Consider the following 20,413-nt stretch of genomic DNA (forward strand, 5'->3'; position numbering starts at 1 on the left):
GACCTTTCAGCACAAGCGAAGGATTCTATAGCCACTGTTAACCTCTCCTACATGCTTGATGTGCGACGCATGCAGGTGCTGCGGGCCGTGGTGGACAGCGGTTCGGTGACCGCGGCGGCGGCCCGGCTCGGCTACACGCCGTCCGCGGTGAGCCAGCAGGTCGGGGCGCTGGAGAAGGAGGCCGGGACCGCGCTGCTGGAGCGGGTGGGGCGCGGGGTGCGGCCCACGGCGGCCGGGCTGCTGCTCACGGGATACGCGGACGCGATCGGGCGGCAGGTCGCCGAGGCGGAGACGGCGCTGGCGGACCTGGTGGCGGGGCGCACCGGGCAGCTCACGGTCCGCTACTTCGCCACCGCCGGTGCCGCCCTGGTCGCCCCCGCCGTGGCCCGGCTCCGTGCCGAACACCCGGGAGTACGGCTGGAGTTGAAGCTGACCGACCCCGAGGACCCGCTGCCGGACGTGCGGGAGGGGCGGGCGGATGTCGCGCTGGTCGTGGGGGAGTCCCGTGTTCCCGACGGCGTACGGCTGGTGAAGCTGCTTGACGATCCGTATCTCGCCGTGCTGCCCAAGGGGCACCGGCTGGCCGCGCGGCGGAGTGTGGAGCTGCGGGAGCTGGCCGAGGAGGCGTGGGTCGGGAGCGAGTGGCCGGGGCCGTGTCTCGACGCCCAGCTCGGCGCGTGTGCCGCGGCGGGGTTCCGGCCGGGGTTCGCGGTCCAGAGCGAGGACTACGTGACGGCTCAGGGTTTCGTGGCGGCGGGCCTCGGGGTGACCCTGATTCCCCGGCTGGGGCTGGGCAGCCGCCACCCGGACGTGGTCGTACGGGTCGTACGGGATCCGGAGCCGGTGCGGACCATCCACGCGGCCGTCCGCGAGACGGCACCGCCACAGCCGGCCCTGCGGGCGTTTCTGCGCGCGCTGCGGGACGCGGCGACCGGGGGACCCGTCTCGGACCAGGGCCTGTCCGGCGGATCGGGTCGGAGGAAAGCGGCGGCGCCTCATCAGCACAGGTGAGCGGGTTCTGGCGCGTGCAGCTGCGAGGCGGAGGAGGGCGCCGACGCGATGAGGGTCCCTCCCGGTCGAGCGGAGCCGAGACCGGGTGAGTCGGCAGCCGACGGCAACGCAGCTGGGGTCTTCCTACGCCTTGAGGCAGTGGGGAGGGCGTGCCGGACCCCGCGTCTCCGGCATGATCCGCCGGACAGGCCCGGGGCGGGCTACGCCTTGGTCGGCAGCCAGAGCCCGTCCGCTCCCCGTACCGCCACCGTACGGGGCAGGGCGTACGGGAAGGCGCCGTACCAGACGCGGGAGACGGCGAAGCCGAAGGCCAGGCAGAGCATGCCGCCCACCGCGTCGAGCCAGAAGTGGTTGGCGGTGGAGACGATGACCATGAGGGTGGCCGCCGGGTAGAGGAGGCCGAGGATGCGGACCCAGGGGAGTTTCGCCAGGGTGAAGATCGTCAGGCCGCACCACAGGGACCAGCCGATGTGCATGGAGGGCATCGCGGCGTACTGGTTCGACATGTGCTTCAGGTCGCCGGAGGCCATCGAACCCCAGGTCTGGTGGACCATGACGGTGTCGACGAAGTGGCCGCCGGTCATCAGGCGGGGCGGGGCCAGCGGGAAGAAGTAGTAGCCGACCAGGGCCACGGCGGTGGTCGCGAAGAGGACCAGGCGGGTCGCCGCGTACCGGCCCGGATGACTGCGGTACAGCCACACCAGGACGCCCAGTGTCACCACGAAGTGCAGTGTCGCGTAGTAGTAGTTCATGCCGACGATCAGCCAAGTCACCGAGTTCACCGCGTGGTTGACCGACTGCTCGACGGCGATGCCGAGGTCGTTCTCCACCCGCCAGATCCAGTCGGCGTTGCGCAGGGCCTGGCCCCGCTGCTCCGGAACCGCGTTGCGGATCTGTGAGTACGTCCAGTAACTCACCGCGATCAGCAGGATCTCGAACCACAGCCGGGGCCGGCGCGGAGTCCGCAACCGGCGCAGGAAACCCTGCCCCGCGGCGTCCGCGACGGGGCTCGGAACGGCTTCTTCACGGCCTTCCAATGTCGTCACGGTGGTCTCACCCATAGACACAAAGTCTGCCAGAAAAGGCTTCCGCGACCGATCATCCCTTGGTCGGGTCCGGCTCGCATGTTCTACGACGAGAAGAGTCCCCGTACTACTACCAGCGCACTGGAAACGGCCGCGGTTTCTCCCCCTTAGGGACGATTCCGTTCCCCGGGCGCCGAAGCCGTGGAACCCCGCACCACCAGCTCCGGCATGAACACGAACTCACTGTGCGGCGCGGGCGTCCCGCCGATCTCCTCCAGCAACGTCCGCACGGCCGCCTGTCCCATCGCCGGCACCGGCTTGCGGATCGTGGTCAGCGGCGGGTCGGTGAACGCGATCAGCGGGGAGTCGTCGAAGCCGACCACGGAGACGTCGGTGGGCACCTGAAGTCCCCGCTGCCGGGCCGCCCGTATCGCGCCGAGGGCCATCATGTCGCTCGCGCACACGATCGCCGTGCAGTCGCGGTCGATCAGCGCGGCGGCGGCGGCCTGCCCGCCCTCCAGCGTGTACAGCGAGTGCTGCACCAGCCGGGTCTCCACGTCCTCGGCGGTCAGGGCCAGTTGGTCCTGCATCGTGCGGACGAAGCCCTCGATCTTGCGTTGTACGGGTACGAAGCGCTTGGGGCCCAGCGCCAGACCGATGCGGGTGTGGCCGAGGGAGACGAGGTGGGTGACGGCGAGGGTCATCGCCGCGCGGTCGTCCGGCGAGATGAACGGCGCCTGCACCTTGGGCGAGAAGCCGTCCACGAGCACGAACGGCACGCCCTGCGCCCGCAGTTGCTCGTAGCGCTGCATGTCCGCGGAGGTGTCCGCGTGCAGTCCGGAGACGAAGATGATGCCGGCCACCCCGCGGTCGACGAGCATCTCGGTCAGCTCGTCCTCCGTGGACCCGCCCGGGGTCTGGGTGGCGAGGACGGGGGTGTAGCCCTGCCGGGTCAGCGCCTGCCCTATGACCTGCGCCAGGGCGGGGAATATCGGGTTCTCCAGCTCCGGCGTTATGAGGCCGACCAGGCCCTCGCTGCGCTGCCGCAGCCGTACCGGACGCTCGTAGCCGAGTACGTCGAGGGCGGCGAGGACGGACTGGCGGGTGGTGGCGGCGACGCCCGGCTTGCCGTTGAGGACGCGGCTGACGGTCGCCTCGCTCACCCCCGCCTGGGCGGCGATGTCGGCAAGCCGTGTGGTCACGGGAGTGGACTGTACCGGCCGTCGGCGCGCTGCGGGTTGCTGCGTCATCGCGATCCCTCGTGTTCTGGTGGGCTTCTGGTCGGTATACGGCGTGCGGCAAGAGCTTGCAGAGTCTTGCACAAGTGTCTCATCGCCCGCTGAGCCGCATCAATACTCGGTTTCACCCGGATCGAGGAGAGGTCACGGGCGGGTAACTCTCCGACCGTCTTGCAGTTTTTTGCAGCAAGGACTTTCGCAACGCTTTCATCGCTGTTACGTTCGGCGACGCCCGGCGGCGGCGAAGGAGCGGTCGGCGAGTGGCAGGGGCGGCGGACGGGCCCGCCCCCTGCGGCACACGGGCTTTCACCCTCAAGGAGAACTCATGCGGCGTGGCATAGCGGCCACCGCTCTGGTGGCGTCCCTCGCCCTCGCGGCGACGGCCTGCGGCGGCAGTGACAGTGACAGCGGCAAGGCGGACGGGCCGGTCACCATCACCTGGTGGGACACCTCCAACGCCACCAATGAGGCACCCACGTACAAGGCCCTGGTCGCCAAGTTCGAGGCCGCCAACAAGAACATCAAGGTCAAGTACGTCAACGTGCCCTTCGACCAGGCGCAGAACAAGTTCGACACCGCCGCCGGCTCCAAGGGCGCCCCGGACGTGCTGCGTTCCGAGGTCGGCTGGACCCCCGCCTTCGCGAAGAAGGGCTACTTCCTGCCGCTCGACGGCACCGAAGCCCTCGCCGACCAGGCCAAGTTCAAGCCGAACCTGATCACCCAGGCCCAGTACGACGGCAAGACGTACGGCGTGCCGCTGGTCACCGACACCCTCGCCCTCGTCTACAACAAGGCGATCTTCAAGAAGGCCGGCATCACCCAACCGCCCACCACCTGGGACGAGTTGAAGGCAGACGCCTCCAAGATCGACGCCAAGGAGAAGGTGTACGGCTACTGGGGCTCGACCCAGGCCTACTACGCGCAGACCTTCCTCTACGGCGAGGGCACCGACACCGTCGACGCCGCCGCCAAGAAGATCACCGTGAACTCCGCCGCCGCGCAGAAGGCCTACGGCACCTGGCTCAGCCTCTTCACCGGCCAGGGCCTGCACGACGCCGACACCACCGCCGACGCCTACGCCCACATCCAGGACGCGTTCGTCAACGGCCAGGTCGCCTCGATCATCCAGGGCCCCTGGGAGATCACGAACTTCTACAAGGGCTCGGCCTTCAAGGACAAGTCCAACCTCGGCATCGCCCAGATCCCGGCCGGCTCCACCGGCAAGTCCGGCGCCCCGACCGGCGGTCACAACCTCTCGGTCTACGCGGGATCGGACTCCGCGCACCAGAAGGCGTCCCTGAAGTTCCTCAACTTCATGACCTCCGCCGCCTCCCAGTCGACGATCGCGCTGAAGAACTCGACGCTGCCGACCCGCGACGACGCCTACACCGCCGCCGTCAAGGCCGACCCGGGCATCGCCGGCTTCCAGAGCGTCCTGAGCGCCGCCCAGCCGCGCCCGGCGCTCGCCGAGTACAGCTCGCTGTGGGGTCCGCTGGACACCGAGCTGCCCAAGATCGCCGGCGGCAAGGAGTCCCTCACCAAGGGCCTGAGCAACGCCGAACTCGCGATCCAGAAGCTGGTCCCGGACTTCAGCAAGTAGTCCTGGTGGCCGCCGGATCCCCAAGCAGCAGCCTGGGGGGAGGGATCCGGCGGCCCCCGGCCTGCGCACCGGCCCAACTCCTGACCTTCCAGAAGGTGTCGAACGAACCATGACAGTCGCCATCGACCGCGCGACCGGCAAGCGCCACGGTGACCGCGCACCCCGACCCGGACCCCGCGGGCGCCTCAAGTCCGCCTACCAGAAGCACTGGTACGCGTACGCGATGATCATCCCCGTGGTCGTCGTGCTCGGCGTCCTCGTGCTCTACCCCCTGGTGTACGGCCTCTACCTGACGCTCACCGACGCCAACAGCCTCAACACCGCGCGCACGATCGGCGTCAACCACATCGACGCCACCTACAAGTTCATCGGGCTCGACAACTACAAGGACATCCTGTTCGGCCCGACGTCCTACGACCGCTTCTGGTCCCACTTCATCTGGACGATCGTCTGGACCGCGGTCTGCGTCACCCTGCACTACACGATCGGCCTCGCGCTCGCCCTGCTGCTCAACCAGAAGCTGCGCGGACGCACCCTGTACCGGCTGATCCTGATCCTGCCGTGGGCCGTCCCGACCTTCGTCACGGTGTTCGGCTGGCGTTTCATGCTCGCCGACGGCGGCATCATCAACACCGCCCTGCACACCCTGCACCTGCCCCAACCCGACTGGCTGGAAAGCACGTTCTGGCAGCGGACCGCCGCGATCATGGTCAACACCTGGTGCGGTGTGCCCTTCATGATGGTCTCGATGCTCGGCGGACTGCAGTCCATCGACGCCTCGCTCTACGAGGCCGCCGAGATGGACGGAGCGGGCCCCTGGCAGCGCTTCCGCTACGTCACCCTCCCGGGCCTCAGGTCGGTCAGCTCCACCGTCGTACTCCTCGGCGTCATCTGGACGTTCAACCAGTTCGCCGTCATCTTCCTGCTGTTCGGCAACACGGCCCCCGACGCCTCGATCCTCGTCACCTGGTCGTACTACCTCGGCTTCGGCCAACAGCCGCGTGACTTCGCCCAGTCGGCCGCCTACGGCATCCTGCTGCTGGCCATCCTGATCGTCTTCACCTCCTTCTACCGCCGCTGGCTGAACCGCAACGACCAGCAGCTCGCGATCTGAGGCAGGAGTCCCCATGAGCACCACGACCACACCCCAACGGACGCGCCGCCGCGGCGAGTTGGGCCGCGCCGGCTCTCTCGCCTCGCACGGCATCCTGATCGTCGCGAGCCTGATCGCCCTCTTCCCGATCGCCTGGCTGGTCTTCCTCTCTCTCGGCCCGGACTCGGACGACTACCTCCACCCGGCCGGCATCTGGAAGAAGATGACGCTCGGCAACTACTCGTTCGTGCTCCAGCACACCGAGTTCTTCGACTGGTTGAAGAGCTCGCTGATCGTCTCGCTCGGCACCACGGTCATCGGCGTGACCATCGCGGCCAGCACCGGCTACGCCGTCTCGCGCATGCGCTTCCCCGGCTACCGGAAGTTCATGTGGGTGCTACTGGTCACCCAGATGTTCCCGATAGCGGTACTTATTGTGCCGATGTACCAGATTCTGGCGGATCTGCAGCTCATCGACAGCTACCTTGGTCTCATCCTCGTCTACTGCTCGACGGCGGTGCCGTATTGCGCCTGGCTGCTCAAGGGTTACTTCGACACGATCCCGTTCGAGATCGACGAGGCCGGACGCGTCGACGGGCTGAACCCCTTCGGCACGTTCGCGCGGCTGATCCTGCCGCTCGCCAAGCCGGGTCTGGCGGTCGCCGCGTTCTACAGCTTCCTCACGGCGTTCGGCGAAGTCGCCTTCGCCTCGACGTTCATGCTGTCCGACACGAAGTACACGTTCGCGGTCGGTCTCCAGACCTTTGTCAGCGAGCACGATGCGCAGCGGAACCTGATGGCTGCGACGGCTGTGCTGATCGCGATACCGGTGGCTGCGTTCTTCTATCTCGTGCAGAAGAACTTGGTCACTGGGCTTACTGCGGGTGGCACGAAGGGCTGACGACGGGTTCGCTTTTGACTGCTGCGCCGTCGTGGCTGGTCGCGCAGTTCCCCGCGCCCCTTTTGGGGGGCGTGCCCCCCCAAACCCCCCTATCCCGGGGCGGCCGTTGTGTCTATCCGACCCCGCTGACACTTCGGCCGCCTCGCCTCAACTTCTCTTACGTACCAAGGACGCCATGACCCAGCAGCACTCGGCCATCGCCCCGGCACCGAAGAACCCCGCCCAAGCCAAGCGTGGCGACTGGTGGAGAGACGCGGTGATCTACCAGGTCTATCCGCGCAGCTTCGCCGACAGCAACGGTGACGGCATGGGCGACCTGGAGGGCGTACGCTCCCGGCTCCCGTATCTGCGTGACCTCGGTGTCGACGCCGTCTGGCTCAGCCCATTCTACGCCTCGCCGCAGGCGGACGCGGGCTACGACGTCGCCGACTACCGTGCCGTGGACCCGATGTTCGGCAATCTGCTCGACGCCGACGCGCTGATCCGTGACGCCCATGGTCTCGGTCTGCGTGTCATCGTCGACCTCGTTCCCAACCACTCCTCCGATCAACACGAGTGGTTCAAGCGGGCGTTGCGGGAAGGGCCCGGCTCGCCGCTGCGGGAGCGCTATCACTTCCGTCCCGGAAAGGGCGAGCACGGTGAACTCCCGCCCAACGACTGGGAGTCCATCTTCGGCGGCCCGGCCTGGACCCAAGTCGAGGACGGGGAGTGGTACTTGCACCTCTTCGCCCCCGAGCAGCCCGACTTCAACTGGGAACACCCGGCGGTGGGCGACGAGTTCAGGTCCGTGCTCCGGTTCTGGCTGGACATCGGCGTCGACGGTTTCCGGATCGACGTCGCTCACGGGCTGGTGAAGGCGGAGGGGCTGCCCGACCTCGGCTCGCACGACCAGGTCAAGCTGCTGGGCAACGATGTCATGCCGTTCTTCGACCAGGACGGCGTGCACGACATCTACCGTCAGTGGCGCCTGGTCCTCGACGAGTACGCGGGCGAGCGCATCTTCGTCGCCGAGGCGTGGACCCCGACCGTGGAGCGGACGGCCAACTACGTCCGCCCGGACGAGCTCCACCAGGCCTTCAACTTCCAGTACCTGGCGACGGATTGGGACGCGGCGGAACTCCGTACCGTCATCGACCGGACGCTGGAGGCCATGCGTCCCGTCGGTGCCCCCGCCACCTGGGTTCTCTCCAACCACGACGTCACCCGGCACGCCACCCGCTTCGCCAACCCGCCCGGCCTCGGTACCCAGATCCGCACCGCCGGGGACCGGGAACTCGGCCTGCGCCGGGCCCGCGCGGCGACGCTGCTGATGCTGGCGCTGCCCGGCTCGGCGTACATCTACCAGGGCGAGGAACTCGGCCTGCCGGACGTCGTCGACCTGTCGGACGAAGTGCGCCAGGATCCCGCCTACTTCAGGGGCGCGGGCCAGGACGGCTTCCGCGACGGGTGCCGGGTGCCGATCCCGTGGACGCGCACCGGATCGTCGTACGGCTTCGGGAACGGCGGGAGTTGGCTGCCGCAGCCGGACGGCTGGGGCGAGTTGAGCATCGAGGCGCAGACGGGGACGGCCGGCTCGACGCTCGAGCTGTACCGGGCCGCGCTCGCCGCCCGCCGTACTCAGCCCGATCTCGGCGCGGGCGACTCGGTGGAGTGGCTGCGGGCGCCCGAGGGTGTACTCGCCTTCCGGCGGGGGGAGTTCGTGTGTGTCGCGAACACGAGCGGGGAGTCGGTGACGACCTCGGCGTACGGCCGGCTGCTGCTCGCGAGCGGTGAGGTGGCCGAGGCGGACGGCGAGGCGAAGCTGCCCGCCGACACGACGGTCTGGTGGACCACCACCCCGTAGCGCGGAAGTTCTTGCAGCAACTTCACACGGCCCGCTGCCCTTTTGGGTGGCGGGCCTTTAACATCTGGCCACCGCAAGGTTTCCACGGGATTTCAGCAAGAACATTCAAGAGCCTTCAACGGAGAAGGAACCCCACATGGCCAGCAGCAGATCACTTGCAGGAGCCTTCGCCCTCGCCGCCGCGACGGCGGTCCTGGTGCCCGGTACCGCGCACGCCTCCCCGCCCGGCACCAAGGACGTCACCGCCGTCCTCTTCGAGTGGAACTTCGCCTCCGTCGCCAAGGAGTGCACCAACACCCTCGGCCCGGCCGGCTACGGCTACGTGCAGGTCTCCCCGCCCGCCGAGCACATACAGGGCTCGCAGTGGTGGACGTCGTACCAGCCGGTGAGTTACAAGATCGCCGGGCGGCTCGGTGACGCGACGGCCTTCAAGAACATGATCAGCACCTGCCACGCGGCGGGCGTGAAGGTCGTCGTCGACACCGTCATCAACCACATGTCGGCGGGCAGCGGCACCGGCACCGGCGGCTCGTCGTACACGAAGTACAACTACCCGGGCCTGTACTCCTCGTACGACATGGACGACTGCACGGCGACGGTCAGCGACTACACCAACCGCGCCAACGTCCAGAACTGCGAACTCGTCGGCCTGGCCGACCTGGACACCGGCGAGGAGTACGTCCGCGCCACCATCGCCGGCTACATGAACAGCCTCCTCGGCTACGGCGCCGACGGCTTCCGCATCGACGCGGCCAAGCACATCCCGGCGACCGACCTCGCGAACATCAAGTCCCGGCTGACCAACCCCTCCGTGTACTGGAAGCAGGAGGTCATCTACGGCGCCGGCGAGGCCGTCCAGCCCACCGAGTACACCGGCAACGGGGACGTCCAGGAGTTCCGCTACGCCTACGACCTCAAGCGGGTCTTCAACAACGAGAACCTGGCCTACCTGAAGAACTACGGCGAGGGCTGGGGCTACATGAGCAGCTCGGTCGCCGGTGTCTTCGTCGACAACCACGACACCGAGCGCAACGGCTCGACCCTGAACTACAAGGACGGCGCCAACTACACGCTGGCCAACGTCTTCATGCTCGCCTACCCCTACGGCGCCCCGGACATCAACTCCGGCTACGAGTGGTCGGACGCGGACGCCGGACCGCCCAACAACGGTGCGGTGACGGCCTGTTGGCAGGACGGCTGGAAGTGCCAGCACGCCTGGCCGGAGATCAAGTCCATGGTCGCCTTCCGCAACGCCACCAGCGGCCAGTCCCTCACCAACTGGTGGGACGACGGCAACGACGCGATCGGCTTCGGGCGCGGCAGCAAGGGCTACGTGGCCATCAACCACGAGTCGTACTCCCTGACCCAGACCTACCAGACGTCACTGGCCGCGGGCACGTACTGCAACGTCCAGAACAACACGTCGGTGACCGTGAACTCCAGCGGGCAGTTCACCGCCACCCTGGGCTCCAACACGGCGCTGGCGATCTACGCCGGGAAGTCGACCTGCTGATCCATCCGCTGCGTCCCGATGACGGCCAGCAGGCGCAACGCCTCCTCCGACGGTGAGCCCGGGGTGGCGGTGTAGATCACGACCTGCTGGTCCCGGTCGGTGATGTCGAGGGCGTCGCAGTTGACGGTGACCGGACCCACCACCGGGTGCTGGAAGGTCTTGGTCAGGGTGGGCTCGGCGGACACGTCGTGCGACTCCCACAGCCGGCGGAACTCCTCGCTCCCGGCGAGGAGTTCGGCCACCAGACCGGTCACCGCCGGCGAGTCGGGATAGCGGGCGGCGACGGCTCGCAGCCGCTGCGCCGAGAGCCGGGCGAAGGCGTCGACGTCCGACACCCCGTACAGCCTGCTGCCTTCCGGGCGCGGGGTGAGGAAGGCGCGGCGCACCAGGTTGCGGTCGCGCGGGGGCAGGGCGGAGAAGTCCTCCATGAGGGCGGCGGCGAGATCGTTCCAGGCCAGTACCTCGAAGGTCGCGGACGTCACGAAGGCCGCGGCCTGCGGCAGCCGGCGCAGCAGGTCGAGGAGGCTCTGCCGCACCTCGCGCGAGGGCCCCGGCGGCGGTCCGGGCGGAGCCCCGGCAAGGTGATGGAGATGCCCGCGCTCGGCGTCCGACAGCCGCAGCGCCCGCGCGAGACCGCCCAGCACCTCCCGCGACGGACGCGGCCCCCGGGCCTGTTCGAGCCGCGTGTAGTACTCCGTCGAGATGAACGCCAGCTGCGCCACCTCCTCGCGCCGCAGCCCGGGGGTACGGCGCCGCGGGCCGCGCGGCAGCCCCACCTCGGCGGGGGAGATCCGCTCGCGCCTGCTGCGCAGGAACGCTGCGAGTTCTTGCTTGTCCACGTCACCAGTGTGCGCCGGGCGCGGGGACCCATCCAGGTACCGCCGGTGCCTGGATGAGCCGCCGGGCCGGTACCAGGCTCGTAGCCATGACGAACACAGTGACGACCTACCAGGGCCTTCTCACCGACAAGGTCGCCTTCATCAGCGGCGCCGGCCGCGGCATCGGTGCCGCCGCCGCCCGGCTCTTCGCCCGCGAGGGCGCCCGGGTCCTGTTGGCGGCCCGCACCGAGGACCAGCTCAAGGCGGTCACCGAGGAGATCCGCGCGGCGGGCGGCACCGCGGACTACGTGGTCTGCGACCTGGCCGACGCGGAGAGTATCCGCGCCGCCGTCGACCGCACCGTGGAGCTCTACGGCCGCCTCGACATCGCCTTCAACAACGGCGCGATCGGCCAGCAGCCCGGCCCCGTGGACGAACTCCCCGAGCCGGACTTCGACCACATCACCGACGTGAACCTCAAGGGCGTCTGGCTGGCCATGAACGCGGAGGTCAAGGCCATCCGCGCCACCGCCTCCGGCGGCGCCATCGTCAACAACTCTTCCATCGGCAGCCTCCGGGCCAACCCCGTCCTGCCCGTCTACGGTGCCCTGAAGCGGGCCGTCAACAGCCTCACCCAGTCCGCCGCCGTCACCTACGGCCCCGAGGGCATCCGCGTCAACGCCGTCGCCCCCGGCGGCACGCTCACCGAGATGGTCCGCGACTGGGACGCGGCCACCCCCGGCGTCATCGACCGTATGAAGACCATGACCCCGCTCGGCCGTACGGCCGCCCCCGAAGAGATCGCCGAAGCCGCCGCCTGGCTCCTCAGCGACCGGGCGTCCTTCGTGTCGGGCGCGATCCTGCAGGTGGACGGGGGAGCGGGCGCGTGACAGAGGCCGCCATCGGTGGTGAAGCTCCCGGTGGCGGCCCGACCTGCCGTGAGGTCACGGAGTGACGTCGATGTGCCTGGCCAGCGCGGTCACGGAGAGGTCGCCGTGGTCGACCCACTGCGGGAAGGCCAGCGTCTTGTGCTGGGTGGCGCCGGGCGGGGTGATCTCCAGGAAGGAGGCGCGGACCGCGCCCGAGGTGCCGGTGTTGGCGTGGGTCCAGGCGACCACGGCCTCGGCGCTCTGGCCGTCCTTGAGGACGAGGGTCTTCTTCCCGGGGTTGTGCGCGTACCAGGTGTTGCCCCAGTGGGTGTGCGCCGTGAGCTTCTTGTGCGCGGAGTTCTCCAGGCCGAGGCCGGGGTAGCCGCGCAGCGCGCAGGTCCTGCCGCTCAGGTTGCGCAGCGTGATCACGACACCCTGGTGGTTCATGCCACCGGCGAGCCCGCGGCCGAAGCCGGCCTTGAGCGCGGCGGCGGAGCAGGTCGGAGTCGCCCTCGTGGTGGTCGCGGCATTGGCGGTGGTCGCCCAGGCCGCCAGCCCCAGCCCGGCGACGGCGGCCAGACCGATCACCGTACGCCCGAAGCGACGCTCGGCACGGTGCCGGGGCTTGGCGGGGCCGGCCTGCCCGGTGGTGTTCTGCTGCTCGTTCACGATGATCGTGCTCCCACTCCTGCTCCGCGACGCGGGCCGCTGTGTGCGCCCCGCGCCCTCCTTTGGTGTCGTGCACTGAGTCCGATGCGCGCCACCGCGGATTTGTTCGGAGAAATGAGCGGGAGTTCGAGAAGGGCTACTTCCAGGTGTCGCTCGCCGTGTAGCCGGACGAGGTGCCCGTCGTGTACGAGCGGTTCGTGCCGGACTCCCAGGTCACGGTCCCGGAGCTGTCCTTCTTGATGTACTTGTACGCGAAGGTCGTGCTCTTGGGGACGATGACGAGCTTGCTCCAGGTCGGGTACGACGCCGAGGACAGCGGGATCGCGTCGCTCGTGTTCCAGGAGCCGAGCGAGGCGATCGAGCCGACGACGTAGACGTTGGTGCCGAGGGCGGTGGTCGCCGTCTCGTTGAAGGTGACGTCGGTGGCGTCGGCGTCGGCCACGTTCCAGGAGTTGTTGAGCGAGACCGCCGAAGTGGTCGTCGTGGCGGCCCTGTTGGCGTTCGACTCCCAGGTGACGTTTCCGGACGAGTCCTTCTTGATGTACTTGAAGGCGAAGGACGTGTTGGTCGGCACGCCCACCGCCCCGGACCAGACCGGGTAGCCGGACGAGGACAGCGCGACCGCCTTCGACGTGTCCCAGCCGCCCAGCGCGTCGATGGAGCCGACGACGTAGACGCTCGTGCCGGACGCGGTGGACGCGTACTCGTTGAAGGTGGCGGTCACCGTGGAGCCGGACGAACCGCCGCCGCCGGTGTCGTCGCAGCCGACCGTGCAGGTGTAGGAGGAGTTGTAGAAGGCGATCGCGCTCTTCGCCGGGATGGTGAGGGACGCGCTGCCGCCCGAGACGGTGACGGTGGACGCGCCGCCGTCGACGACGTTCGAGTACGTGCCGTCGGCCATGCCCGTGGTGAAGGTGTAAGTCGCCGCCGAGGAGCCGTTGTTGAGCGCGAAGAAGCCCGCTCCGCCACGGCCGAAGCCGATCACGCTCGACGACTTGGTCTGCCAGTCGGACACGGCGGCCGTGTCGACCGCGTTGTGCCAGGCGACCATGCCGACGACCCCGGTGTCCCGGTCCAGACAGTACCAACTACCGCTGGAACAGTCCGTGTTGGTCACGAACCCGGACGAGCTCGGCGGTGCCTGGTCGCTCTGCGTCCACTCCCAACTGGCGTACACCGTCGGGGTGGACCACTTGTAGGCGAGCTGGAAGAGGTTGGCGAGCTTGTAGGTGTCGCCGTCCTTGTAGCTCATGTGCAGACCGTTGCGTTCGGTGTCGTGGTTGGTCACGAAGGACACCGAGTCGGCGGCCGGGAGGATGCCGCTGCTCTCCAGGGAGGACAGGTCGCTCACGTTGCCCTGGAACGCCGACTTCATCCTGCTCGCGTAGGTGAAGTCGAGGACGTCACCGGAGGCGTAGTAGTCGCTGGGCTGCGGGGTCGAGCCCGGATAGATCTCCTGGAAGACATACGGCGCCTTGCCCGACGTCGTGCTCGTCAGCTTGCCCTCGATCGCCGCCAGGTCGGTCTCGGGGATGTGCTTGGCCGCGTCGACCCTGAACCCGTCGACACCGAGGGCGAGTTGCTTGTTGAGGAAGTTCGCGATGCCCGCGCGGACCGAGTCCGAGCCGGTCTTCAGGTCGGGCAGGCCCAGGAGTTCGCAGTTCTGGACCTGGGTGAGGTTCGAGTAGTCCTGGATGGTCAGGTCGGAGGTGGGGCAGTCCGCCGAGGTGTGGTAGTCGCCGGGGTCCCAGTCGGGGGTGTCGTACTTGCTGGTGATCGTGGTGCCGTTGTAGCCGGTGCCGGTCTGCGCGGCGGTGTGGTTGATCACCGCGTCCGTGTAGACCTTGACGCCCGCCGTGTGGCACGCGCTCACCATGCTCGCGAACTGGGCCGCCGTACCGAAACGGCTGTTCAGGTTGTACGAGTACGGCTGGTAGACGTCCCACCAGTAGTAGTTGGTCTGCTTGAGCGACTCGGCGGGCGGTGCCACCTGGACCGCGCCGTAGCCGGCCGGGCCCAGTACGTTCGTGCACTCCGAGGCGATGGAGTCCCAGTTCCATTCCCAGAGGTTGGCGATGACGTCGCCCTTGGCGGAGGTGTCCGCGTGGGCGGTGGCGGCGGGGAGGGCGACCACGCCCGCCAGGGCGAGGGCCCCGGCGGCCACGGCACCGGCCGCGCGCCTGATGGTTCCCGGTGTTCGGTATCTGCTCATGAGCGGCTCCGAAAGGGGGGTTCGGGGTTCAACAACTGGTGAGCGTGGGCCAGTTGAGAAGGGCACGTCAAGGTTGCGGATGAAAGTTCTTTCTGTGACTTTCACATGTCTTGCTGCAACCCTTGCGTCAGCGATACCGTCTCGCCGGGGTCGGACCCGAACTGAGCCGTAATCGCAAGGAGTTCACGCCTGTGATACCGAGATGGCCGGCGGCCCGCACGCGCCGCACCGAGCGACGGAGAAGGGCCACGGGCATCGTCGCCGTCGCGCTCCTCGCGGCGTTCGTCCAACCCCTCGCCGCCCACGCCGCGACCCCGCCCGCACCCCCGTCCGACGCGCAGCTGGCGGCCACGCCCGCGCGGCACGACGACACCCGCGAGCAGTTCTACTTCGTGATGCCGGACCGGTTCGCCAACGGCGACACCTCCAACGACCAGGGCGGCCTGACCGGTTCACGCCTCAGCACCGGCTACGACCCCACCGACAAGGGCTTCTACCAGGGCGGCGACCTCAAGGGTCTGACAGAGAAGCTCGACTACATCAAGGGCCTCGGCACCACCGCCATCTGGATGGCCCCGATCTTCAAGAACCAGCCCGTGCAGGGGACGGGGAGCGACGCCTCCGCCGGCTACCACGGCTACTGGATCACGGACTTCACCAAGGTCGACCCGCACTTCGGCACCAACAAGGACCTCGCGACCCTCATCTCCAAGGCCCACGCCAAGGGCATGAAGGTCTTCTTCGACGTCATCACCAACCACACCGCCGACGTCGTCGACTACGAGGGCAAGTCCTACGACTACCTCTCCAAGGGCGCCTTCCCCTACCTCACCAAGGACGGGCAGCCCTTCGACGACGCCGACTACGCGGACGGCACCAAGACCTTCCCCGCCGTCTCCACCTCCTCCTTCCCGAAGACGCCGACCGTCCCCGCCGACAAGGCGGACGTGAAGGTCCCGGCCTGGCTCAACGACCCGACGATGTACCACAATCGCGGCGACTCGACCTACGTCGGCGAGAACGCCACCTACGGCGACTTCTCCGGCCTCGACGACCTGTGGACCGAACGGCCCGAGGTCGTCAGCGGCATGGAGAAGATCTACGAGAAGTGGGTCCGCGACTTCGACGTCGACGGCTTCCGCATCGACACCGTCAAACACGTCGACATGGACTTCTGGACCCAGTGGGCGACGGCCCTCGACAAGTACGCGGCGAAGCACGGCCGGAAGAACTTCTTCATGTTCGGCGAGGTCTACTCCGCCGACACGTCCGTCACCTCGCCCTACGTCACCCAGGGCCGCCTGGACGCCACGCTCGACTTCCCCTTCCAGGACGCGGCCCGCGCCTACGCCTCCCAGGGCGGCAGCGCGCAGAAGCTCGCGAGTGTCTTCGGCGACGACTACAAGTACACGACCGACAAGGCCAACGCGTACGAACAGGTCACCTTCCTCGGCAACCACGACATGGGCCGCATCGGCTACTTCCTCGACCAGGACAACCCGAAGGCCACCGACGCCCAGCTCCTCGCCAAGGACAAGCTGGCGAACGAGCTGATGTTCCTCAGCCGCGGCAACCCCGTCGTCTACTACGGGGACGAACAGGGCTTCACCGGCTCCGGCGGCGACAAGGACGCCCGCCAGACGATGTTCGCCTCGAAGGTCGCCGACTATCTCGACGACGACGAGATCGGCACCGACCGGACCGCCGCGAGCGACGCCTACGACTCAACTGCCCCGCTGTACAAGGAGATCGCCGCTCTCTCCAAGCTGCGCAAGGACAACCCGGCGCTGACCGACGGTGTGCAGACCGAGCGTTACGCGGCCGACGGCGCCGGGGTCTACGCCTTCACGCGGACCAGCGGCAGCGCCGAGTACGTCGTCGCCCTCAACAACGCCGACACCGACAAGACGGTGACCTTCGCGACCGGTTCGCCGGACATGAAGTACCGGGGGATCTACGGGAGTTCGGCCACCGCGACGAGCGGCGCCGACAACAAGGTGACGGTCACCGTCCCGGCCGGTTCCACGATCGTCCTCAAGGCGGTGGGCTCCCTCGCCCGCCCGGTGAGCAAGCCGACGATCACCCTCAAGGCGCCGGACGCCGGGGCCACCGGCACGGTCGAGCTGAGCGCCGACGTCACCGGCGGCCGGCTCAACCGGGTCGTCTTCGCCGCCCAGACCGGCAACGGCACGTGGCAGACGCTCGGTTCCGCCGACCACGCCCCGTACAAGATCACCCAGACCATCGGCAAGGACGTGGCGCCCGGAACGGCCCTGCGGTACAAGGCGGTTGTGGTCGACTCCGCAGGGCGCACGGCGAGCGCGACAGCCGCCTCCACCTCCGGCACTCCGCCCGCCGAGGAGGTCCCCACCGCCTCCTCCCGCGACTACGCGGTCGTCCACTACAAGCGCACCGACGGCGACTACGACAACTGGGGCCTGTACGCCTGGGGCGACCTCGCCGACGGCGAGGCGACCACCTGGCCGGCCAGCCACCCGTTCGTCGGGCGTGACGCCTACGGCGCCTTCGCCTACGTCAAGTTGAAGCCCGGGGCGACGAACGTCGGCTTCCTGGTGATCGACAAGGACGGCAACAAGGATGTCTCCGCCGACCGTTCGATCGACGTCACCAAGACCGGCGAGGTCTGGATCGAGCAGGGCAAGGAAGCCGTACAGACGGAGAAGCCCGACTACCCGGCGCAGGACACCGCCAAGGCCGTCATCCACTACCACCGCGCGGACGGCGACTACACCGGCTGGGGTCTGCACGTCTGGACCGGTGCGGCGAACCCCACCGACTGGTCGAGCCCGCTGCAACCGGTGAAGACCGACTCCTACGGCGCCGTCTTCGAGGTGCCGCTCAACTCCGGTGCCACCAGTCTCAGTTACATCATCCACAAGGGCGACGAGAAGGACCTCTCCGCCGACCAGTCGCTGGATCTCAAGTCCAACGGCTACGAGGTGTGGCTGCTGAACGGCCAGGAGAAGTACCTCCTGCCACAGCCCGCCGGCAGCGCGGCCGCCCTCGACCTGACCACCTCCAAGGCGGTCTGGATCGACCGGAACACGGTCGCCTGGAACGGCTCCGACGCGGCCGCCTCCACCCAGCTCCTGTACTCCCACGACGGTTCGATCGCCGTGCAGGACGGCGCGCTGACGAGCGACGACGAGCGGTGGCTGCGGCTGTCGAAGACCACGCTCACCGACGCGCAGAAGGCCAAGTTCCCCTATCTGAAGGACTACACGGCCTGGTCCGTCGACCCGCGTGACCGGAGCCGGGTGCGGGAGGCCCTGACCGGTCAGCTCGTCGCCTCCCAACGGGCCGTCAACGGCGCCGTGTTGGCGGCGACCGGAGTGCAGGTCGCCGGTGTCCTCGACGACGTGTACGCCGCCGCGGCCAAGGCCGACCTCGGCCCGACCTTCCGCAAGGGCCGTCCCACGCTGGCTGTCTGGGCGCCGACGGCACAGAACGTGTCCCTCGATCTCGACGGCTCGCTGAAGAGGATGAGCCGTGACGCCACCACCGGCGTCTGGTCCGTCACCGGTCCGGCCTCCTGGACGAACAAGCCGTACCGGTACGTCGTGAAGGTGTGGGCGCCGACCGTCCGGAAGGTCGTCACCAATCAGGTCACCGACCCCTACTCGGTCGCCCTCACCGCCGACTCCGAGCGCAGTCTCGTCGTCGACCTCGACGCCAAGTCCCTTGCCCCCAGCGGCTGGTCGAGCCTGAAGAAGCCCAAGGCGGTGGCGCTGAAGGACGCCGAGATCCAGGAGCTGCACATCCGGGACTTCTCCGTCGCGGACAAGACGGTCCCCGCGAAGGACCAGGGGACGTATCTCGCCTTCACCGACAAGAACAGCGACGGCTCCAAGCATCTGCGGGAGCTGGCCGAGTCCGGGACGTCGTACGTGCACTTGCTGCCCGCCTTCGACATCGCCACCATCCCGGAGAAGAAGTCCGAGCAGTCCACCACCGACTGCGACCTCGCCTCCTACGCCGCCGACTCCGAGAAACAGCAGGAGTGCGTGGCGGCCGTCGCCGCGAAGGACGCCTACAACTGGGGTTACGACCCTTACCACTTCACGGTTCCGGAGGGTTCGTACGCGACCGATCCGGACGGCACCGGCCGTACCGTCGAGTTCCGGAAGATGGTCAAGTCGCTGAACGAGGACGGGCTTCGGGTCGTCATGGACGTCGTCTACAACCACACGGCGGCCAGCGGGCAGGCGGACTACTCGGTGCTCGACAAGATCGTGCCCGGCTACTACCAGCGGCTGCTGGCCGACGGCAGCGTGGCCACCTCCACCTGCTGCGCCAACACGGCCACCGAGAACGCCATGATGGGCAAGCTCGTCGTCGACTCCGTGGTCACCTGGGCCAAGGAGTACAAGGTCGACGGCTTCCGCTTCGACCTCATGGGCCATCAGCCGAAGGCCAACATCCTCGCCGTACGCAAGGCGTTGGACGCGCTGACCCTCGCGAAGGACGGCGTCGACGGCAAGAAGATCATCATGTACGGCGAGGGGTGGAACTTCGGCGAGGTCGCCGACGACGCCCGTTTCGTGCAGGCCACGCAGAAGAACATGGCCGGCACGGGCATCGCGACCTTCTCCGACCGGGCCCGGGACGCGGTGCGCGGCGGCAGCCCCTTCGACGCCGACCCCGGTGTCCAGGGCTTCGCGTCCGGGCTCTACACCGACCCCAACTCCTCCACGGCGAACGGCACTTCGGCCGAGCAGAAGGCCCGCCTCCTGCACTACCAGGACCTCATCAAGGTCGGCCTGAGCGGCAACCTCGCCAAGTACCGCTTCACCGACACCGACGGGAAGGACGTCACCGGCGCCGAGGTCGACTACAACGGCACGGCCGCCGGCTACGCGGACGCGCCCGGCGACGCCCTCGCCTATGTCGACGCGCACGACAACGAGTCGCTGTTCGACGCGCTGACGTACAAGCTGCCCGCCGGGACGAGCGCCGCCGACCGGGCCCGGGCGCAGGTCCTCGCGATGGCCACCGCCACCCTCTCCCAGGGGCCGTCCCTCTCCCAGGCCGGTACCGACCTGCTGCGCTCCAAGTCCCTGGACCGCAACTCCTTCGACAGCGGCGACTGGTTCAACGCGATCCACTGGAACTGCGCCGACGGCAACGGCTTCGGGCGGGGACTGCCGATGGCGGCCGACAACGCCTCCAAGTGGCCGTACGCGAAAGGCCTGTTGACGTCGGTGAAGGTCGGCTGCGGGCAGATCGAGGGGGCCTCGGCCGCGTATCAGGATCTGCTGAGGATCCGTACGACGGAGGGTGTCTTCTCGCTCGACACGGCCGGGCAGGTGCAGTCGAAGCTGTCGTTCCCGCTGTCAGGGAAGGACGAGACGCCCGGGGTGATCACCATGGAACTCGGTGATCTTGTCGTCGTGTTCAACGCGACGCCGGGCGCGCAGGAGCAGAAGGTGGGCGCCCTGGCCGGTACCGGCTACCGGCTGCACCCGGTGCAGGCGGCGGGGGCGGACGCCGTGGTGAAGTCCGCTTCCTACGACAAGGCGACCGGTACTTTCGTGGTTCCGGAACGCACTGTGGCGGTATTCACCCGGACATCCTGAAAGCGCATTATCGTGGTGGGGCGG

General features: G+C 68.4%; 13 protein-coding genes. 8 read left to right on the plus strand and 5 right to left on the minus strand.

The features are described from left to right. Nucleotides 1–51: 51 nt before the first annotated feature. Complete coding sequence (locus tag SSP08S_RS55060) at nt 52–1,011, plus strand: LysR family transcriptional regulator (RefSeq protein ID WP_102133304.1); 960 nt, start codon at nt 52–54, stop codon at nt 1,009–1,011. 200 nt (nt 1,012–1,211) lie between these two features. Here SSP08S_RS55060 and SSP08S_RS09310 read toward each other — a convergent pair whose 3' ends face one another. Both SSP08S_RS09310 and SSP08S_RS09315 read right to left on the minus strand, forming a co-directional pair. Beyond that, on the minus strand, nt 1,212–2,072 hold the full coding sequence (locus SSP08S_RS09310; protein ID WP_019067314.1) for a phosphatase PAP2 family protein: 861 nt from the start codon (nt 2,070–2,072) through the stop codon (nt 1,212–1,214). 131 nt (nt 2,073–2,203) lie between these two features. Further along, on the minus strand, nt 2,204–3,238 hold the full coding sequence (locus SSP08S_RS09315; protein ID WP_019067315.1) for a LacI family DNA-binding transcriptional regulator: 1,035 nt from the start codon (nt 3,236–3,238) through the stop codon (nt 2,204–2,206). A gap of 361 nt (nt 3,239–3,599) precedes the next feature. Here SSP08S_RS09315 and SSP08S_RS09320 point away from each other — a divergent pair, with 361 nt between their 5' ends. The 5 genes from SSP08S_RS09320 (at nt 3,600) to SSP08S_RS09340 (ending at nt 10,224) form a co-directional block, all read left to right on the plus strand. Beyond that, a complete protein-coding gene (locus SSP08S_RS09320; protein ID WP_019067316.1) occupies nt 3,600–4,874 on the plus strand; it encodes an extracellular solute-binding protein in 1,275 nt (424 codons plus the stop codon). A 109-nt stretch (nt 4,875–4,983) separates the two neighbouring features. Then, entirely contained in the window at nt 4,984–5,988 is a 1,005-nt protein-coding gene (locus SSP08S_RS09325) for a carbohydrate ABC transporter permease (RefSeq protein WP_019067317.1), read from the plus strand. 13 nt (nt 5,989–6,001) lie between these two features. After that, nucleotides 6,002–6,868, plus strand: a complete 867-nt coding sequence (locus SSP08S_RS09330) for a sugar ABC transporter permease (protein WP_019067318.1) — start codon at nt 6,002–6,004, stop codon at nt 6,866–6,868. Between the two features lie 175 nt (nt 6,869–7,043). Beyond that, complete coding sequence (locus tag SSP08S_RS09335; protein WP_019067319.1) at nt 7,044–8,711, plus strand: glycoside hydrolase family 13 protein; 1,668 nt, start codon at nt 7,044–7,046, stop codon at nt 8,709–8,711. A 136-nt stretch (nt 8,712–8,847) separates the two neighbouring features. Continuing rightward, a complete protein-coding gene (locus SSP08S_RS09340) occupies nt 8,848–10,224 on the plus strand; it encodes an alpha-amylase (protein WP_019067320.1) in 1,377 nt (458 codons plus the stop codon). On the opposite strand, the gene SSP08S_RS09345 is transcribed toward SSP08S_RS09340, so the two are convergent. Further along, nucleotides 10,200–11,063 (minus strand): helix-turn-helix transcriptional regulator, encoded by an 864-nt coding sequence (locus tag SSP08S_RS09345; protein WP_019067321.1) that lies wholly within the window; start codon nt 11,061–11,063, stop codon nt 10,200–10,202. The genes SSP08S_RS09340 and SSP08S_RS09345 overlap by 25 nt on opposite strands. 86 nt (nt 11,064–11,149) lie before the next feature. Between SSP08S_RS09345 and SSP08S_RS09350 the strand changes: the two genes are divergently transcribed. After that, nucleotides 11,150–11,932, plus strand: a complete 783-nt coding sequence (locus SSP08S_RS09350; protein WP_019067322.1) for an SDR family NAD(P)-dependent oxidoreductase — start codon at nt 11,150–11,152, stop codon at nt 11,930–11,932. 54 nt (nt 11,933–11,986) lie between these two features. Here the strand turns inward: SSP08S_RS09350 and SSP08S_RS09355 are convergent, their stop codons facing one another. Both SSP08S_RS09355 and SSP08S_RS09360 read right to left on the minus strand, forming a co-directional pair. Then, nucleotides 11,987–12,580, minus strand: a complete 594-nt coding sequence (locus SSP08S_RS09355) for a DUF4232 domain-containing protein (RefSeq protein WP_019067323.1) — start codon at nt 12,578–12,580, stop codon at nt 11,987–11,989. Between the two features lie 136 nt (nt 12,581–12,716). Then, nucleotides 12,717–14,792 carry a carbohydrate-binding module family 20 domain-containing protein gene (locus SSP08S_RS09360; protein ID WP_026178329.1) on the minus strand — a complete coding sequence of 692 codons (2,076 nt, stop codon included), beginning with the start codon at nt 14,790–14,792 and terminating at the stop codon, nt 12,717–12,719. Nucleotides 14,793–14,983: 191 nt separating this feature from the next. Between SSP08S_RS09360 and pulA the strand changes: the two genes are divergently transcribed. Further along, the gene (gene pulA, locus SSP08S_RS09365) at nt 14,984–20,389 is read left to right on the plus strand and encodes a pullulanase-type alpha-1,6-glucosidase (protein ID WP_019067325.1); all 5,406 of its coding nucleotides are present in this window, start codon (nt 14,984–14,986) and stop codon (nt 20,387–20,389) included. Nucleotides 20,390–20,413 lie beyond the last annotated feature (24 nt).

The sequence above is a fragment of the Streptomyces hokutonensis genome, assembly GCF_000376565.1.
Taxonomy (GTDB): Bacteria; Actinomycetota; Actinomycetes; order Streptomycetales; family Streptomycetaceae; genus Streptomyces; species Streptomyces hokutonensis.

Bases quoted from the DNA above. Each gene is read 5' to 3' on its own strand.
- SSP08S_RS55060 (WP_102133304.1), top strand. From the start codon at position 52: ATGCTTGATGTGCGACGCATGCAGGTGCTGCGGGCCGTGGTGGACAGC.
- SSP08S_RS09310 (WP_019067314.1), bottom strand. From the start codon at position 2,072: ATGGGTGAGACCACCGTGACGACATTGGAAGGCCGTGAAGAAGCCGTT.
- SSP08S_RS09320 (WP_019067316.1), top strand. From the start codon at position 3,600: ATGCGGCGTGGCATAGCGGCCACCGCTCTGGTGGCGTCCCTCGCCCTC.
- SSP08S_RS09325 (WP_019067317.1), top strand. From the start codon at position 4,984: ATGACAGTCGCCATCGACCGCGCGACCGGCAAGCGCCACGGTGACCGC.
- SSP08S_RS09330 (WP_019067318.1), top strand. From the start codon at position 6,002: ATGAGCACCACGACCACACCCCAACGGACGCGCCGCCGCGGCGAGTTG.
- SSP08S_RS09335 (WP_019067319.1), top strand. From the start codon at position 7,044: ATGACCCAGCAGCACTCGGCCATCGCCCCGGCACCGAAGAACCCCGCC.
- SSP08S_RS09340 (WP_019067320.1), top strand. From the start codon at position 8,848: ATGGCCAGCAGCAGATCACTTGCAGGAGCCTTCGCCCTCGCCGCCGCG.
- SSP08S_RS09350 (WP_019067322.1), top strand. From the start codon at position 11,150: ATGACGAACACAGTGACGACCTACCAGGGCCTTCTCACCGACAAGGTC.
- SSP08S_RS09360 (WP_026178329.1), bottom strand. From the start codon at position 14,792: ATGAGCAGATACCGAACACCGGGAACCATCAGGCGCGCGGCCGGTGCC.